The sequence below is a fragment of the Mucilaginibacter pedocola genome, from assembly GCF_002013915.1.
GTDB lineage: Bacteria > Bacteroidota > Bacteroidia > Sphingobacteriales > Sphingobacteriaceae > Mucilaginibacter > Mucilaginibacter pedocola.
The window spans coordinates 38,891-56,756 of record NZ_MBTF01000001.1 but is presented as its reverse complement, the minus strand read 5'-3'; the positions used below and the strand labels follow the sequence as shown (position 1 = coordinate 56,756).

The following is a 17,866-nucleotide window of genomic DNA, read 5'->3' as shown; positions in this document are numbered from 1 at the left end:
AACCAAAAGGTGTCGCCACACCTATTTGATTTACAACATTTAGCTATTCAACCAACAGTTGAGGTTTATAGAGCAAATAGTTTTAAGAAAATGTGATCAGGGGAAGGTAATTTGGTTTGGCTCGCCTACAATAACTTCGGGGCGGTTCTTGTGCATTACAAAAACGCCGGTAGCACAAAGGCGTTTGCCCTTTAGGTTTGCCCAGTCAAGAACTATTTTGTTTCCTTTTACCGCGATGGTATATTTTTGGTTGGGGTAATCGCGCCCCATGTTAATTAGCGTAAGGGTATCACTAAAGATTTTGATGGAAGACACCGTATCGCAAAGTGTTTCGCTTTTACCCAGCTTAGCTTTAAAATCGTCGGCATTGTAGGTTTGCGCCGATGCTTTGAAAGCGAAGCCGGCAGAGAGGGTGAATAGTAGGAGAAGCTTCTTCATGGCATGTAAAAATTAGCAATAGTAATTACAAACGAATGGCGGTAAATGTTTAACAGATAGGTTTTCGCAAATGGATTGGAACCCCGTGCCTGTTAGTCATCTACCGCAACGCTAAGCTTGCAGAGTTATTTCTAATTCTCCTCCACGTACTTCTTAAAGTTATTCAAAATAGCCTGCCAGCCTTGTTTTTGAAATTCAGGTGGATGAGTGCCCTCCGGGTCGAAAGTTTCTACCACTTTGGTTGTTTCATCGTCTTCTTCGCCGCTGGTAAAAGTTACTTCTACCTTGCGGCCATCGGGCATTGCATAAGCTATGTGTTTATACTCTTTTACCAGGCTGTAAACGCCCTCGAAATCGAAACTCATGCTGCCATCTTTTGCGGCCATGGTAGAACTGAATTTACCGCCTGTTTTTGGGTCGTTGGTGGCTTTGGTGGTATGCCAATCGTCGCTGGCGGCGTTCCATTTTACAATATGCTCGGGCTGTACCCAAAGGTCCCAAACTATTTCTACGGGTGCGTTAATAACTGCCTCAATGGTTATGGGTTTTAATGAATCGGCCATGGTGTTTTGTTATTGGTTTTTGTTTTGGGTGCAATATAGTGCTTACCCGGCAAAAACTTAGCCAACCATTACGCTACCCTCGCGGAATTTATTCAGCGGCGCCAGTTTTTGGAACAGCAAGGCCGGCTGGAAAGGTTTGGTAAGATAATCGTTCATGCCCGATAGCGCCACTTTACCGCTGATGTTGTGCGCTACCGATGCCGTAAGCGCAAATATAGGCACACGTGCCTTCACCGGGTCGGGCAGTTCGCGGATGAGTTTGGTGGCCTGGTAACCATCCATTACCGGCATGTGCACGTCCATCAGCACTACATCAAAACTACTTTGCTTTAGCTTCTCTACCGCATCTCTACCGTTAACGGCTACTACGCACATGGCATTCCACTTGGTGAGTAATTTTACCAGCAGCAGCGAGTTGATAGGATTATCTTCGGCTATCAGCACGCTAAGGCCTTCAAGGGTACTCGCGGTTGCGGGCTTAACCGTGATTGGGTTTATTGCGCCATGGTACAACTCGAACTTAATATTGAAGGTGAATGTTGAACCATACCCCGGTTTACTTTGCAGGCCAATATCGCTTCCAAATAATTTGAGCAGTCGCTTAACAATGGCCAGCCCTAAACCGGTGCCGCCGTAATGCCTTGTAGTTTCTGCCGAGGCCTGCGTAAATGGGTCAAATATAGCTTCCTGCCTGTTCAGCGGTATGCCTATACCGGTATCGGCTATGGTAAATTGCACAGGAATGTACTCTTCTGTTGCCGCCATTGCCGTGGCCCGGATATTCACCCTGCCCCTCTCGGTAAACTTAATGGCGTTGCCTACAAGGTTGTAAACAATTTGGGTAAGGCGTGTGGGATCGGTCATTACCCAGTTGCTTTTCAGGCGGTCGTCAACATCCAAAATAATATCCAGCCCTTTTTCGGATGCTTTTAATTTTAGCCCGCTACAAACTTTATGCAGCATATCGGGAAGGCTAACCGGTATGGCTTCCAGTTCTATCTTATCGTTCTCGCTTTTGTTGTAATCTAAAATATCGTTCACCAGCGTAAGCAAGCTCATGGCCGAAAACTCCAGGATATCTAAATTTTCGGTTTGCTCTTCGGTGGCGGTATCTTTCACCAAATTGGCCATGCCTATAACGGCGTTAAGCGGCGTGCGCAACTCGTGCGACATGGTAGAGAGGAACACTGAGCGCGATTCGGCCAGGGCCTTGGTTTCTGCTACCTGGGCTTCCAGTTGTTTGTTCAGCTCTTCCTTCTCTGTAACGTTAGCCCTAAAAGCGCAATAAAACAGGTAATGCACCAGCACCATGGTACAAAAATTCATGAACACAATGGTTTCGAAACCCGGTGAGGGCAGTTCCTGTGGCACAAAGCCAACCTCCCATTTATCCCTTCCCGATGTAGCCAAAATATACATCAGCGGCGCTATAGAAAATATGCTGTAAATAATAGCGTAACGGCTATCGATAAGGTAATAGCTCACAAAGGTTACCATAAATACAAACTGCAGGGTAACCAAGTTTACGCCCTGCTGAAAATGCAGCAGGTTTGCCCAAATGGCAATAACGCCGGTAATGATCATGCCGTGCGAGATGATACCAATATGCGCGGGCTTATATAACAGGTATTTGGCAAGGCCAACATACAACACTAAAGCTGCTATAACACGGTATAATTGGCCCTGTTGTATGGTTTGATGCACCATAGGCAACAACACCACTATTTTGAGGATAGACAGCAATAAAATAGTGTACACAATTTTAATGCGCGCTTTCTTCAGGTTATCGGGCTCCATACCCAATACCTTTTTTAGGGAAAAATTGAAAACGGAAATCGGGGTTTCCATTGGCAGTAAGTTAAGGTTGATGCGGCAGCGTGTTAACTAAAACACTAATCTGCAAAAATATTATTTCAAAATACGCTCATTATCAGCAATAAAAAGCAGAAAACGAGCAATATTTTTTCGTAATATTTATTTATACCGATAATTAAGGCAAATGGTTACAATAAATTATGTGTTACACCATATATAACTTAGTTGTTACAAACGTAAATTACCTCTTCATATCCTCCATCACCTTCTTCACAAAAGCCTCTTTATTCTTTTTTAAAGCGGCGATATAATTTTCGGAACCTTCATCTACGGGCAGCCAGGCATTTGCCCAAAGCAACAGTTCTACCAAAACCGGCAGCAGCTCTATTCCCTTATGTGTAAGGCTGTAAAGTATTTTTGCTTTGCTTTCGGGGTGTTCTTCCTTTTTGAGTATACCTTCTGCTTCCAGCATCGCCAGCCTGTTGGCCAGTATATTGGTGGCTATCTTCTCGTCGGATTTCAGGAGTTCGTTGTAGGTATTTTTTCCTTTCACCATCATATCCCAAATAATAAGCAGCGACCACTTATCGCCTACAATATCAAGCGCCGAACTTACGGGCGAACCCGAACGATATTTAATTTTCTTCACACTCAAAAATGCAAAAATAACTTGCAAATAACAAGTTAATATTTTAGGTTTGTTTGCAAACAACACTATTCATGCTTACCTCCATCAACCCAAAACTCCCCATGCGCAACAAAGCCATTACGCGCGATTTTTATATCAACAAACTGGGTTTTACCCAATACGGCGGCGATTACGATGGTTACCTGATGGTGGAGAAAGATAATATCCAGATACACTTCTTCGAGTTTGCAGCGCTCGACCCAAAGGAGAATTACGGGCAGGTGTACATCCGAACCGATGACATCGACGGCTTTTTTAAGTTTGTAAAGCTGCAGGATGTAAAAGTTGGCCCCTTAGAGCACAAACCATGGATGATGCGGGAGTTCTCTATTTTAGACCCGGATAGTAATTTATTGACGGTTGGGCAGGATGTGTTTTGAAGGGAGTAAAAGCATGCCGCAGGGTCCCTTATCGGGAAACCCTGCGGTGACAACGAAGAAACATATTTTGATGATAGTAGCAGAATTTTACGCCGCAGCCCCTGCTCCTGTCCATTTATTCACCTTGCTCACAAAATCTTTCAGGTCGAAAGGTTTGGCCAGGTAGTCGTCGGCACCACAGTCGGCGGCAATTTTTTCGAGGTCGGTACTGCCGGATACCAGTATTACGGGGATGTCTTTAAAATCGGGCTGTTGTTTGATATAGCTACACATGCTTTGGCCATTTTCGCCACCCAGGTTAAGGTCGAGCATTACTAAGGCTATATCATTTGCTTCCAGTTTTCGCCTGGCCCAGGCAGTATCGCTCAGGCTGACTACTTTATAGCCTTCCATTTCCAGTAAAATACACATCATCTCGCCAATTATAGGCTCATCCTCAATTACCAATACCTTGTTTCTCATATTTGGCACAATGCAAATTAAAAGCCAAAACAGTGGGTTTGGGGATAATTAATTTTAAGATGCTCAACTGCACATATTCGTATAGCGATGGGTTTGAAACCCATCGCTATAAATAGGCTGAAAGTCAACCGCAGATTAATTAAAGTTTCCCTCCTAACCTGCCCGTCAACTCGGGAAACCTAACCGCGGCGGCTATCCAAACCAGCGCTTCAATAGCCATCGGGAAAACGATATTTTGCTGATGTTGCAGATGCGTGGCAATGGCACCGCCGAAGTACGAGGATAGCAGCAACAGGCCTAAAACGCCTGTCCTCGGGTAAACGAACAAGGCAACTGATACCAGTTCAATTATCCCAAGTACAGCATATGCGCCTGCAGAAAGCCCGAACGATGCCCCCATTTGCAGGGCATGTTCGCTGCCTCTTATTTTATCAAATGCCGATGCCGCCAGCATCAATCCAATTATGCAGCTGAGCAACCAGCCGGTAATATTCCTTGCTTTTGTTAATTCTTTCATTTTTTTTATGCTATAATTTACAAAGCAAAGGTTCAGCTTTAATAGGGTATATTTGTAATGAATTACCTAATGGTAAGTAGTTACATATAGGATAGTATCATGAAACATCAGGACGAATCGCAGTGCAATAACGTGCACAACGCCATACAGGACACGCTATACGTAGTTAACGGCAAATGGAAATTGCTGATATTATCTATCCTGATAAATCAGGGCACGCAGCGTTTTGGGCAGCTCTCGCGCGAGTCGGGCATATCGCCGAGAATACTCTCAAAAGAATTGCACGAACTGGAAATGAACCAACTGGTAACCCGCAAGGTATGCGATACCAAACCGGTAACGGTAGAATACACGGCAACCGAATATGCCGGAACGTTAAGAGAAGTGATAGACGCGATGATACGCTGGGGACAGAATCACCGCAAAAGAATAACAGAAAGCCAATAGTGCTTTTACTTTAGCTTAAAGGCAAGCTAAAGTAAAAGGCTGAGCCCACACCTACGGTACTTTCCACCCAAATTCGCCCCTCGTGCCGTTCAATTATTTCGGCGCTCAGGTATAGGCCGATACCAAATCCGGCGATGTATTGGGTATCCTGGTTATCAACCCGATAATAACGATCGAAGAGTTTTTCAAGGTCATGCGGTTTTATGCCCATCCCCTCGTCGCGAACGCAAATGGTTAATTCGCCATCGCTGCTTTGGGTGCTTATGGTTATTTTTTTACCCTTGCCCGAGTACTTGATCGCATTGCTGAATAAATTAGACAGCACGGTGCCTATTTTATCGCGGTCGGCATTCACTGTAATTTGCCCGCCCGGGGTAAACTCGACCTCGTAACCGGTAATATCCAGCTCTGCGTCAGTTATTATTTCGGCAACAAGGGCATTCGCATCGAACAGCGATTTTTTGAGCGCTATCTTACCCGACTCCAACCTCGACACATTCAGGAAGCCGTTGATCATCGAGGTCATTTTTTTAACCTGCGTAGTTACCTTTTCCAATTTGTCTTTGGCAAAGGTATCGTCGGTTCGGCGTGCGTGCAGGCTCAGCATTTGGGCATACCCGCTGAGTGAGGTAAGAGGCGTTTTCAATTCGTGGCTCACCATGCCAATAAAATCGCTTTTGCGCAAATCATCTTCCTTAGATTCGGTGATGTCCAGTATAGTGCCGATAACACCTATCACCTCTCCATTTTTATCAAGTTCCACCTTGCCGGTAGAGTTAAGCCATTTACGTTTACCGCCGTCAAAGGGTTGTATCTGGTAATCTTCGCTAAAACGCCCCTTGGTTTCTACGGCCGATAATACGGCCTGCAAAAAGCGTTCACGATGCTCGGGTACCACTACGCTAAGGGTTTCATCAAAAGAAAGATCGGTACCCAAAGGTATACCATGGATGTTGCGCGCAATGTCTGATACTATAAGGTTATCGGTTCCCCAATCGGTACGCCAGTGGCCAAGATTAGCGGCATCCATAGATAATTTTAGGGTATCGGTCACCTTTTCTAACTCCTGACGGGAAAGCACCTGCCCGGTTACGTCGGCAGCCACGGCTATCATGCCGGTTACCTGCTGCTCTTCGTTGCGCAGTGCCTCTACGGTAAGGTGTATGTAAGTAATCTCGTCTTTACCTGCTTTGGTGATGGTTACAGGTATTTCGCCCGTAATAAAGCGTTCGCCTGTTCGGTAAACATTATCCATTATTTCACCAAAACCTTGTTGCTTAAGCCCGGGCACCACTTCCAACAAAGGCCGACTGAAAGATTCTGCCGCCGTAATACCCCAATATTGCAACATACGCGTATTGGCAAACTCGATGGTGTGCCAAGGGCCGCGGTAAATGGCCATAGCAACCGGTGCTTCGGTGAGCAGGTTACGCAGTTGTTGCTCGGCGTGGCTGCGGGTTTTAGTAATTTTTATCTGCGCCCTTATTTTGGTAAGCAACTCGGCAGCCGAGAAGGGTTTTACCAGGTAATCGTCGGCACCGGCCTCCAATCCATCTATACGTGCTTCCTCGCCTGCACGGGCCGACAGGAATATAACCGGCAGGCGCATGGTATCGTTAGATTTGCGTAGTATCTCCAGCATGGCCTTGCCATCCATCACCGGCATCATAATATCGCTCAGCACCAGGTCGGGTTGCAGGTCGTGTATTTTTTGCAAAGCATCTGCGCCGTTTATGGCAACGGCGGTAGTAAAATAAGGCTCGAGCAAACGGTTGAGGTATGCGCGCATATCGGCGTTATCATCAACTATCAGTATTTTGGTATCCCGCGTTTCCGAAAAGTCCTGGTGGGTGGTAACGTCGCCCGTTGCGGCTACAGTACCTGCAATATTTCCAACTTGCGCGCTTTCCTGCAAAAGGCTGAAAGCCTCTTGGATAAAAGCACCCTTCATGGCGGTAGAATCGATATCCTTAGCGCCTTCTATAACATGCTCCTGCGGCAGGTGTGCTTTGCCCAAGGGAATGGCCACCGTAAAGGTACTGCCCTCTCCCTCGATACTTTCTACGGATATTTCGCCGCCATGCAATTGTACCAGTTCGTGTACCAGCGACAAACCTATACCGGTACCCTCATGTGTGCGCCCGGCAGAGTTTTCTACCCGGTGAAAACGCTCGAACATATGCGGCAGTTCTTTTTCGGGTATCCCTACGCCCGTATCCTGCACCTCAAGCACGGCATTTTTACCCGCCTGCTGCAGGCTTACCGATATTGTACCTTTCAAGGTGTATTTAAATGCATTGGAAAGCAGGTTGAGTACGATCTTCTCCCACATCTGCCTGTCGGCGTAAGCGGGGTATTGCAAGGGCTCTACCAGTACATGGAGCGCCATACCGGCTTTTTCTATAATAGAGCGAAAGCTGCTGGCAAGGTCGGCGGTGAGTTCGGCAAGGTTTACCGGCTGGTAGGCGGCTTGCGCACGGCCCGCCTCTACCCTGCTATAATCCAATAAATTATTTACCAGTTTTAATAAGCGCAACGCGTTACGATGGGTAGATTCTATCGGGTCTTTAAGATTGTCCGGCAGTTCTGTTTTGGCCAATATATCTTCCAGCGGACCAAGCATCAGCGTCAGCGGTGTACGAAACTCGTGGCTTACATTACTAAAGAACGCGGTTTTAGAGCGGTCGATCTCTGCCAGTGCTTCGGCACGTTTTTGCTCCTGCTCGTAGGCGTATACGTTTGATACCGCCGTGTTGAAAGTATTGGCAAGCTGATCGTAAAAGTTAAGGTAATCCTGATCCAACGCACGGCGGACACTTACGCCGGCAACCATAAAGCCATAAGGCTCTTCCTGGCCCGAGAGCTTAACGGGCAATATTACGGCAGTATGCGGCGCTTCTTCATACGGATCGCAGCTGTAACTGCCGAAGCGTTGCGGAATATCGCTCATAATTTCCATAACGCCCGATGCCAGGCTTGTGGCAAGCGGCCAGCTTTGCCCGTCGGTAAGGTTTATCTCCGTTGGTGCTAAAGCAGTTCCCGGCGCAATACCGGCTGCGTTTATAAGCGTTGCTACGCCATCGTTATATTGGTAAAAAAGCAGGAAAGGGATATCGAGGTTATATTCTTCGTATTTGGCGGCGGTAAAGCTGCCTATTTCCTCTACGGTTTTTGCCTTGCCAATAGCTGCGCCCAAATCGCGCAGGGCTTGTGTGCGGCGGCCACTCAGCATTTTTACCGTGGTTTCGGTTATTGGGTGAAAGATACCGCCCACGCCGCCCGATTCATCCCTGATGGGCGCGAACGAGAAAGTCATGAAGGCTTCTTCGAGGTATCCATAACGGTCCAGCATCATGCGCTGATCGTTTATATAGGTACCTTCGCCATGTTCGCCGCGGGTAAAGGCATCACCCACTACCACCAAAGCGGTTTCCCAGCAGATACGGAAGTTCATCCCCATGGATTCGGGATGTTTGGCACCGCAAATAGGGCGGTAACTATCGTTATAAATTTGGATGGTTTCGGGTCCCCAGGCAATTAAGATAGGAAAAGTAGAGGACAGGCAAAGGCTGACAGATGTACGCAAACTTTGCGGCCATTCTTCAATTGGCCCCAAGGCGGTTTGCGACCAATCCATAGAACGAATGAGTTTCCCCATTTCGCCCCCGCCCGATAAAAATTGTTCCGTACTTTCCTGCTCTCGTAAATTCATGCGGTTTGCCCCGGTTAGGCAGTAAAGATAGATAATACGGCGATATATTATGACGAGGTAATGTGAACGAAAGATTTACTTTTGACCAGGATAAATTCCATCTAAGATTCTATACAAACAACAAACCATGACGAACAATAATTTAGACGAGATCGTACGCCGATCATTGGCAATACGAGAAAAATATCACGCTTTAGAAACCACCCATCACGGCAGCGAATGGACGGTGGAAGAAGATGCCCTGGCCTACCTTACCGACGCCGGTTTGGTGGGCAGAAACATTATGTCGCAACAACAGCGCTGGCCAAAAGCTAATTCGCAAACCGAACTGGAACACAAACTTGGCGAAAACATTTGGTGGCTGATTGTTTTGGCGGACAGAACAGGCATAGATATTAACGAAGCCTTGGAAAAGTTTTTGACAAAAACGGAAAACCTATTGGCCGGGTAAACTTAAATTTTGAGACGGTTGGCGGGACCAATTAAAAAGCCCTTGGCTTTACGGCCAAAGGCTCTGATAAGGTTTAGGTAAATACACATTTAAATAACCCCGCAGGCTCGCCGGGGCGAGCGCTGCGGGGCGGCAACCGCTACGTTACAGCTCTTTATCCTCAAACAATTTTGCGTCGCGGGTATTTTTTTGCACGGCAATGGCACTGAACATGCTTAGGCAAAATGCCATAGCGTAAAAGCCTTTTTCGCTTCGGGCCAGGCCGGCGTTCCACAAGCCGATGGTTAACAGTACCATTGCGGCAATGGTAGCAAACCAGCTCAGGCCGTAATATAAATCGGTAACGGCGAGACCTTCTGCCCTATCGCGCACACTTTTTTGTACCGATATAACGGCAAACAAGCCGAATAATAAAATAGTGAAGTAATAGCCTTTCTCGTTCAGTTGCATATCGGCGTTCCAAAGGCCTATGCAATAACCTACCACACCGGCCAATAAGGCAAACCACGATGCGCCTATAAATGCGCCGGTAGGTTTAAACGGGTTACGGGTTTTATCACCATTTTTAATTGCGATCGAATTTCCTTCAGTTCTGTTTTGTAGCGGTTCCATGTTGTTTTTGTTTTGATTAATATGGAAGCAAAAGTGGGCACACCGCCGAAACCAAACAATTCATATTATCTTAAATACTGACGATATAAAAACCAATTTTTATCTACCTTTAGGTATCTATCTGCACAAATATGGACGCTATCTCCGAGCTACTTAAACTGTTAAACAGCAACGAAAAGAAACTATTCAAGCAGTTTTTAAAAGAAAAGAATACCCGAACAGATGTAAAAAACCTGGCGTTACTTAAATTGATAGAAACTGACGATATCAATAGCACAAATAAGCTCTATAATTCGCAAAAAAACAACGATGCTTACCATGCACTGCGTAAAAGATTGCAAGATAACCTGCTTTTATTCCTATCGCAAAAAGCTTTTGAGAGCAACAATTCCGACACCTACGATGCTTTAAGACTGGTGGTTGTGGCGCGATTTTTATTGGAAAATGATATACCCAAAATAGCCTTCAAATGCCTGGACAAGGCCGAGCGGCTGGCCATACAGCTGGAGCAATTCAATTTGCTGAACGAGCTTTTGTTGCTAAAACTACAGTATGCCCACTTGCCGGGCGCCGAAGCACTGGACGCATTAACAACACGTTTTACGCAAAACCAGCAGGCCATGCAGCGCGAGGCGAAGCTTAACATAGCCTACGCGTTTTTGCGGCAGGGACTACAGCAGATACATCTGCAAGGGAAGATAGTAAACCTGACTGATTTGGTGATAACCACCATCCGCAAATACCGGATTGCTATGGAGGAACTTATGACCTATAAATCAGTTTACCAGATCCTATTTATAGCCAGCGAATATGCCGATATACAGCGGAACTACGCGTTGATAGAGCGCTTTGTGGCGCAGGCAGGCAGTTTTATACAAAGCCAGTCGCTTAAAAAGCACGCCTATACCTTCCATCACATTGGCATATTGTACTTTTTGGCCAATTTCTACCTTCGGCAAAAAGACTTTGCCCGAAGTACATCATACCTCGCAGCTATGGCAGAATTAATGGCGATAGATAACCGCTATCATGCACAGTATTATTCACGCCACCAGCTGCTTACCGCACTAAACCTTTTCTACAATGGCCGGGCAGATGATGCTATAGCTTTATTGCAACAGCCCCTCGCAGATAAAAAAGCAAAAGCAAAACCCGAAGACACAGAAGACTTGCGCATTTGCCTGGCCATGTTTTTAGCCTTAACCAATAACCGGGCAAGTTTAAAACAGCTAAGCCTGCTTACCCGCACCGATGCCTGGTACGAGAAACACATGGGCATGCTATGGATAATCCGCAAAAACCTGATGGAGATATTGGTGCAGGCACAATTCGGCAATATAGAGCCGGCCATGTCGCGCCTCAACAGTTTCAGGCGGCGATACAATAAGTACCTGGTCAAAACATCAGAACAACGCGTGCTACAATTCCTGAAATTAGTAGAAAAACATCTGATGAAACCGGATTTAATACATGAAGCTGCTTACCGCAAATCGGTTTTAGGCTTATTAGATACCGAAGGAAGCAACGATATTTTCACCTTGAATTTTATTGCCTGGCTAATAGCGCGATGGGAGAAAAAGACGGCTTATGAGATTGCGCTGGGTATCATTTCGAACAAACACCATGAGCACCACTTTGACAACTGTTGAATTTTAGGTAAATTTGTAATTGTATAATCCCATTGTTAGTTGAAACGGTTTTTGGTAATAGTATTGCTTTGTGCCCACCTGTTTAATGCAGGCGGATATTTGCTGCTGCAACGCTACCAGGAATACCGTACCGATAAACGGATGAACGAACTCCTCAGCCAAAACCTTTACAACCCCAATGCGCTGATTGAAGTAAAAATTGCCCAACACCTCCCCGGTATTACCGAAACCTGGGGCGATTATAAAAATATAGACGGGCAGGTGCAGCTAAAAAATGCCTGCTATAATTATGTAAAACTAAAGGTAACCCGCGATACGCTTTACCTGATGGTGATACAAAACTATGAGAAAACCAGGCTGATAAAAAAGAATATCATTTATGCCAAACATATAAATGATATACCCCAGGGCGATAAAAACCAGGACGGTTCTACCGAAAAAGCAGGCTCGGATGTTAAATACAACGCGCCGGTGGATACGTACCAGTTTGCAGCCTTTGAAGAACTTGCCCCTTTAACTATTAAGCCGGTTAAAACAGGCTTATCAGATCCTTTCATTTCCGTTGGCGGCCAACCTCCCGAATTTTTAGGTTAATACTCAAAAACATGCAGCTTTAATTTTGATGAATACCTCCGCACAAGGATGCGTCAGGCTGCTGCTATTTTTTTTACCCCTCAAAATTTAAGGACATACACAAATGAAACATTTTTATAAAATGTTGCTGGCTATATTATGTATTAGCTACGCAGCACAGGCACAACAAAAAACCGCGAAAGACTCTGTAAAGAAAGATACTACCACCATACTTAAAGAAGTAGTTGTTTCGGAGATTAAACGTAACGGCAACATAACCCGATTGGATAGCATTAAGGGTACTTTTATATACTTAGGTAAAAAGAACGAGGTAATAAAAGTACCCAACCTTGATGCAGCCGTAACCGAGAAATATGCGAGGCAGATTTATGCTAAAATACCGGGCGTATTTGTTTACGATATGGATGGAACAGGCAACCAGGTAAACATAGCCACCCGCGGCCTCGACCCGCACCGTGGCTGGGAGTTTAATATCCGTAAAGACGGTATTATAACCAACTCTGACATTTACGGCTACCCAGCCAGCCACTACAACATCCCAATGGAAGCCGTTGAGCGTATAGAGCTGGTGCGTGGTGCAGGTTCGTTGCAATACGGCGCGCAGTTTGGCGGGTTGATGAATTACATCAGCAAACAACCTTCAGAAAAACCATTTTCTTTCGAAAGCATAAACACAGTAGGCTCGTACGGATTGCTGAGCACTTATAACGCCATAAGCGGCAAAGTGGGAAAGTTTAGCTACATGGCATGGTTTAACAACAAGAGCAATAATGGCTACCGCGACAACAGCGACTCGAAATATAATGCCCAAAACATCTCGTTGTTCTACCAGTTCTCGCCTAATTTGTTACTAAAAGCCGAATGGACACGGTCTGATTATACCATACACCTTGCGGGGCCTTTAACTGATGCCATGTTTAACCAGGACCCGCAAATGTCTACCCGCGCACGCAACTATTACAACCCTATTATCAATATCCCTTCGCTTACGCTCGACTGGCAGCCGGGCAAAAACACGCGCGTTTTGCTCACCACATCGGCTATCATAGGCTCGCGCAACAGCGTAATGTTCGATAGGTTGGCTAACGTGCCCGATACTATTAACAAACAAACCTACCAGTACAATAACCGACAGGTAGATATCGACCACTTTAACAGTTATACTTCGGAGTTTCGCATCTTGCATAGCTACGGCCTACTGGGCATGAACAATACCATTACCGGCGGCTTACTGTATATGAACAACGACCTGCACCGCCAGCAACAAGGCAAGGGCACAACCGGCAGCGATTACGACCTTACACTGGTTACACCAGGCTTTGGCCGCGATATGCACCTTAAAAGCGAGAACAAAGCAGCCTTCGCCGAAAACAAATGGGGCATCACCTCGAGATGGAGCCTTAACACCGGTGTGCGTGTGGAGCGCGGCCAGTCTGACTTAACGGGTATTATCAGCTATTACGACCCTGCTGATGTGCCCAACACCATCAAGCACCATTTTGCGCTGTTGGGTGTAAACACGCAATACAAACTAAGCAATGCCATTAATTTATATGGTGGCTGGTCGCAGGCCTACCGACCTGTAATATTTAAGGATATTATCCCCGGCTCGGTGTTCGAGGTATCCGACAAGAACCTAAAAGATGCAAGAGGCTACAATCTTGAGGGTGGATTCAGGGGCTCGTGGGGAGTATTAAGCTGGGATGTAAACTACTTCAGGCTGCTTTACAAAAACAGGCTGGGTACCGTGGCATTGAAGAACGATGCCGGCCAGGATATCATCTACCGTACCAACATAGGCAACTCTATCAACAACGGCGTAGAGATGTTTGTGCAAACAGACCTGAAGCTGAACAACAAAACCTCGCTTACGCTTTTCACATCAACAGCTTACATGAACGCCGTTTATCAAAATGCAGCCATACGCTCGGGTAATACCAATGTAGATGTAAGCGGCAACAAAGTAGAAAGCGCACCCGATTGGCAAAGCCGCAATGGTGCTACGCTAAAGTTTAACAGGTATAGCATTACTGCCCTGCATAGCTATACATCAAAAACATTTGCAGATGCGCTGAACACAGTGACGCCTAACGCAGCGGGCTCTACCGGCTTGGTACCATCATACAATATCTTCGACCTGAATGCACAGGTGCGCTTAAGCAGCAGCTTAAATCTACGATTGAACTTAAATAACGCTTTTGACAAGAAATACTTTACCAAAAGGCCGCAGTTTTATCCCGGCCCGGGCGTATGGTCGTCTGACGGCAGAACGATTTCTGCAACCATTGGTATAAAATTATAGAAAGAGCGTAGAGTAAAGCCATACCGATTAAATCAGCGGCATGGGAATTAACAAAACAGCCCTGAAGCTTTCCATTTTCAGGGCTGTTTTGTTTAAAAAAGGCAATTTGGAACGTACAACTTAGCAACGCTTTTTCACAACACATGCTGCTTACATCTGATTTCCAAAAGCTTCACCAACCTGATTGGAAATGGCATGCATCAAATCTCTCTGAGTTTATCGCATTTGTTAAACAAATTCAACTTCTTTAAAATCCTCAATAGCGGTCACATCATCCAATTTATACTTGGCAAAAAAACGCAAGTGGGAAATTTTATTAGGATTATAGTCCGTATAAATATTCAAGGGGATATCCAAACCAGAAAAACTCATACTACGAAGCTTCGGTAAATCATTATACAAATCCGCTATATTAGGGGTTATATTTAGATAAACTTGTTTGATTCTGCGATTTTTTAAAATTTGGATTTTCTCAACATCTGAATTAAATACTACTATATCTCCTTTCACAATAGATTTAGGGTAAGCATTTTTAACAGCATTAATAACAAGTGAGTCAACGACATCTACTGGGTAGTTTTCTTGTTTCGGATGTTCGTTGAATAAGTTCTCGAAATCGCTTATTTCCTCTTGTTGCCCCTCAATAATCTTGTAATTCTCACTTGCTTTGCGAAGATAAATTAAACTGGCCAAATGATAGTCCCCATGTTTGCCATCCGCAATAATGTAAATATGCTTTAATATGCGCATATCTGATGGATCAAGCACTTTTAGTATTGATTGCATATATTTATTGATTATATTTTTTTTATCCAATTGAAAATTTATCGCCTAAATTAATAGTGACACCTATGTAGACATTTTGTTAATGATACTATCATTATTAGGCTAGCCATAAACTGACCTAATGAAAGTTCTTTCAACTCGAAACCTTGCAGAATATTGAACCGATAATTTCAGCTTAAAATTCTCAAATTTTGTGACTTTGCGAAATGAAGAAACTCCTTAAAGGAAAACTCTTAAACACAAAATGCAGATAATTATATAATTATCTGCATTTTGTTAGTGAACCCTATTGGACTTTTTTCGAACCATTTTATTGAGAATTTAAAACAAATCGCTGGCGATCCTAAATAATTCGAGCCCATTCTGGGGAATAAGCTATTAAAACTTTATTTATTCCCCACACTGGGCTTAATTCGAACCATTTAATGAAACAATTGAAGGCTTTGATCAATCTAAAGATTACATAAATGGGGTTCGATTCACTTAAGGGCTACCATAAGGGAAAGAGATTTTAAATAGTCTTCTTTCCCTTTTTTATTTCCACTCAACACATTGTTAATCAGTAAAATAGCTTCAGCAGCCAAGTTCGGTCGGGGTGTTCGATATGCTTCGCCGTCAAAAAGCAGTTTTTCAGGAAATAATGAACACACCATCTGACGTTTCTTTTTGATGTCAGCAAATTTGAACCGCTCAGTAAGCCCTACGAAGCCTTTTATAACTTTCTCGATCAATATATTGATGTTCATCTTAGCCAACGGATTTTCTTTCATATTGGCCATTTTGGCTTCTAAACGATCGATTTGTGCTTCGCAATCCGCTTTTATGGCCTTGAAATCATCCGCATCGATACTATCATCCAGTAACAAAGTCCGGGCTTTAGCAATCTTTTGCGTGTTATTCTCGATGTCGGCAAGTATCATTTTTTTCGCCTCAACATCGTTATGTGTTCGACTTTTGTATACTTGGGTTGTTACCGCAATTACGAGGTCAACGGCTTCGGGACGAACGGCGTATTCGTCAAGCTTTTTAATAAACAGGTCATTGCATTTTGGAGCACTCAAACGCACACCGCAAACGCAGTGGTAATAGTAGTAATGCAATCTTTTCCCTTTAGATTTACTTCCTGTAAGCATCCTGTGACAACCCGGACAGCTTATTAACGTTCGTAAAGGCAATTCATCTAAAGACACCTGTAATGCCGCTTTTTTTCTTTTGCGCCCCTCTAAAACATCCTGCGCTTCGTAAAATAGTGTTTCCGTGATTAATGGTTCATGCTGTCCATCGGTTAACCTCATTTGCTCATCATTGTGCTGTGGGATAATGATCTTGCCACAATACACGGGGTTGCGCACCAATCGCCAAAAATTCATCCGTTCACATTTCAATCCCTCTTTATTGGCCATTTTACGGATGTGTTCTAAAGGCCAATTGTCTTTGGCGATTTCCTCAAATACCCATCGCATGATGGTAGCTTTAGGTTCATTGGGCGCGATATATTTCTTCCCCGTTTCAGATACGACGTTCTTATAACCCACAGGAGCAGATTACATCCACCGCCCTTCTTTTTTTGCCCGGCGCATGCCATAAAAAGTATTTAATGCCCTGCGGTCATTCTCCACTTCGGGAGCGGCAAGGTAAAAGGCCAGCATCATTTTGTTTTCAGGAATGGTCAGATCAAGCGGCTGTTCAACAGCCTGCGGCTCGATACCCAATTTCCTAAGCAAGCTGATCATCATATAGGCATCCCCGGCATTTCGGCTGAACCTATCCCATTTAGTAAAAAGGATCAGGTTACGTTTGCCCCTTGTCCTTTTGATTTCGGCAAGTAATTTGTTCCAAGCAGGCCGCTCAAAGGATTTGGCCGAGTGGTCTTCAAAGATCACTTTGTGAACTGTTATTGAATTGATCTCACAATAACGCCGCAATCGTTCCTCCTGGTCACGTTGCGAATAGCCTTTATCAGCCTGTTCATCTGTGCTTACACGCACGTATAAATCTGCAACTTTCATGTGTTAACTATTTGATCTATAGACAAGTTAACTAAAAAATATAGCAATTCCAAGACTTTTTTGGCCTCATCTGCACTAATATTGATGCCATTTCTAGCAAGTAATTGTACTGCAACTTCAGGTGCAAGCATCTTGTTATTATAGTGTTCTATCTCCATATTCTCAACATTTGATATGAAGCAAAAGTCCCTGCAACGGGAAGAAACTTTACCCCTGCCGGTAACAGCAGGGGAAAGGCTTAACGACGCATCGACCAACTTTGGCGGAGATAAAACGCTATGAAACAACAGATCAAAAAGCCGCCTGACCAAGATGCGGGTTAACCCATCCCACTAATAGATCATTAATTAAATCAGTGTATTAACCATAGTCAAATCGGCTTTTGGCAGGCTTGCCGCAGGTCGCCCGTGCGCCCAGCAAAGATGTATTTTCGTCCACGAA

The 17,866-nt window shown here is 44.7% G+C and carries 18 protein-coding genes; 6 read left to right on the top strand and 12 right to left on the bottom strand.

Features of this window, described 5'->3' with window-relative positions:
* Positions 1 to 96: 96 nt before the first annotated feature.
* The 4 genes from BC343_RS00325 to BC343_RS00310 all read right to left on the bottom strand — a co-directional run bounded on the left by BC343_RS00325 (position 97) and on the right by BC343_RS00310 (position 3,465).
* A complete protein-coding gene (locus tag BC343_RS00325; RefSeq protein ID WP_078345726.1) occupies positions 97 to 438 on the bottom strand; it encodes a M48 family metalloprotease in 342 nt (113 codons plus the stop codon).
* Between the two features lie 131 nt (positions 439 to 569).
* Positions 570 to 1,001, bottom strand: a complete 432-nt coding sequence (locus tag BC343_RS00320) for an SRPBCC family protein (RefSeq protein ID WP_078345725.1) — start codon at positions 999 to 1,001, stop codon at positions 570 to 572.
* Positions 1,002 to 1,058: 57 nt separating this feature from the next.
* The gene (locus tag BC343_RS00315) at positions 1,059 to 2,849 is read right to left on the bottom strand and encodes an ATP-binding protein (RefSeq protein WP_078345724.1); all 1,791 of its coding nucleotides are present in this window, start codon (positions 2,847 to 2,849) and stop codon (positions 1,059 to 1,061) included.
* Positions 2,850 to 3,057: 208 nt separating this feature from the next.
* Complete coding sequence (locus BC343_RS00310) at positions 3,058 to 3,465, bottom strand: winged helix-turn-helix transcriptional regulator (protein ID WP_202909703.1); 408 nt, start codon at positions 3,463 to 3,465, stop codon at positions 3,058 to 3,060.
* Between the two features lie 71 nt (positions 3,466 to 3,536).
* Here BC343_RS00310 and BC343_RS00305 point away from each other — a divergent pair, with 71 nt between their 5' ends.
* Positions 3,537 to 3,884, top strand: coding sequence for a bleomycin resistance protein (locus BC343_RS00305; RefSeq protein ID WP_078345723.1), 348 nt, complete (start codon positions 3,537 to 3,539; stop codon positions 3,882 to 3,884).
* Between the two features lie 87 nt (positions 3,885 to 3,971).
* Here BC343_RS00305 and BC343_RS00300 read toward each other — a convergent pair whose 3' ends face one another.
* Positions 3,972 to 4,346, bottom strand: a complete 375-nt coding sequence (locus tag BC343_RS00300) for a response regulator transcription factor (protein ID WP_078345722.1) — start codon at positions 4,344 to 4,346, stop codon at positions 3,972 to 3,974.
* A 139-nt stretch (positions 4,347 to 4,485) separates the two neighbouring features.
* Positions 4,486 to 4,863: a DoxX family protein gene (locus BC343_RS00295; RefSeq protein ID WP_078345721.1), complete on the bottom strand. Its 378-nt coding sequence runs from the start codon at positions 4,861 to 4,863 to the stop codon at positions 4,486 to 4,488.
* Between the two features lie 99 nt (positions 4,864 to 4,962).
* Between BC343_RS00295 and BC343_RS00290 the strand changes: the two genes are divergently transcribed.
* Complete coding sequence (locus tag BC343_RS00290; protein WP_078345720.1) at positions 4,963 to 5,310, top strand: winged helix-turn-helix transcriptional regulator; 348 nt, start codon at positions 4,963 to 4,965, stop codon at positions 5,308 to 5,310.
* Positions 5,311 to 5,320: 10 nt separating this feature from the next.
* On the opposite strand, the gene BC343_RS00285 is transcribed toward BC343_RS00290, so the two are convergent.
* Positions 5,321 to 9,022, bottom strand: coding sequence for an ATP-binding protein (locus BC343_RS00285; RefSeq protein WP_078345719.1), 3,702 nt, complete (start codon positions 9,020 to 9,022; stop codon positions 5,321 to 5,323).
* A 127-nt stretch (positions 9,023 to 9,149) separates the two neighbouring features.
* On the opposite strand from BC343_RS00285, the gene BC343_RS00280 reads away from it, so the two are divergent.
* Positions 9,150 to 9,473 (top strand): nucleoside triphosphate pyrophosphohydrolase family protein, encoded by a 324-nt coding sequence (locus tag BC343_RS00280; protein WP_078345718.1) that lies wholly within the window; start codon positions 9,150 to 9,152, stop codon positions 9,471 to 9,473.
* A gap of 144 nt (positions 9,474 to 9,617) precedes the next feature.
* Here the strand turns inward: BC343_RS00280 and yiaA are convergent, their stop codons facing one another.
* Positions 9,618 to 10,085: an inner membrane protein YiaA gene (gene yiaA / locus BC343_RS00275; RefSeq protein WP_078345717.1), complete on the bottom strand. Its 468-nt coding sequence runs from the start codon at positions 10,083 to 10,085 to the stop codon at positions 9,618 to 9,620.
* A 131-nt stretch (positions 10,086 to 10,216) separates the two neighbouring features.
* Here yiaA and BC343_RS00270 point away from each other — a divergent pair, with 131 nt between their 5' ends.
* The 3 genes from BC343_RS00270 (at position 10,217) to BC343_RS00260 (ending at position 14,630) form a co-directional block, all read left to right on the top strand.
* A complete protein-coding gene (locus BC343_RS00270; RefSeq protein ID WP_078345716.1) occupies positions 10,217 to 11,734 on the top strand; it encodes a hypothetical protein in 1,518 nt (505 codons plus the stop codon).
* A 39-nt stretch (positions 11,735 to 11,773) separates the two neighbouring features.
* The gene (locus tag BC343_RS00265; protein ID WP_078345715.1) at positions 11,774 to 12,328 is read left to right on the top strand and encodes a hypothetical protein; all 555 of its coding nucleotides are present in this window, start codon (positions 11,774 to 11,776) and stop codon (positions 12,326 to 12,328) included.
* 103 nt (positions 12,329 to 12,431) lie between these two features.
* The gene (locus BC343_RS00260; RefSeq protein ID WP_078345714.1) at positions 12,432 to 14,630 is read left to right on the top strand and encodes a TonB-dependent receptor family protein; all 2,199 of its coding nucleotides are present in this window, start codon (positions 12,432 to 12,434) and stop codon (positions 14,628 to 14,630) included.
* 228 nt (positions 14,631 to 14,858) lie between these two features.
* Here BC343_RS00260 and BC343_RS00255 read toward each other — a convergent pair whose 3' ends face one another.
* The 4 genes from BC343_RS00255 to BC343_RS30905 form a co-directional block, all read right to left on the bottom strand.
* The gene (locus tag BC343_RS00255; RefSeq protein ID WP_143822016.1) at positions 14,859 to 15,416 is read right to left on the bottom strand and encodes a hypothetical protein; all 558 of its coding nucleotides are present in this window, start codon (positions 15,414 to 15,416) and stop codon (positions 14,859 to 14,861) included.
* 479 nt (positions 15,417 to 15,895) lie between these two features.
* On the bottom strand, positions 15,896 to 16,951 hold the full coding sequence (locus BC343_RS00250) for a recombinase family protein (protein WP_238381682.1): 1,056 nt from the start codon (positions 16,949 to 16,951) through the stop codon (positions 15,896 to 15,898).
* A 9-nt stretch (positions 16,952 to 16,960) separates the two neighbouring features.
* Positions 16,961 to 17,425, bottom strand: coding sequence for a recombinase family protein (locus tag BC343_RS31500; RefSeq protein ID WP_238381681.1), 465 nt, complete (start codon positions 17,423 to 17,425; stop codon positions 16,961 to 16,963).
* Positions 17,422 to 17,583 (bottom strand): hypothetical protein, encoded by a 162-nt coding sequence (locus BC343_RS30905; protein ID WP_156088729.1) that lies wholly within the window; start codon positions 17,581 to 17,583, stop codon positions 17,422 to 17,424. Before BC343_RS30905 ends, BC343_RS31500 begins: the two co-directional genes overlap by 4 nt.
* Positions 17,584 to 17,866: the final 283 nt, after the last annotated feature.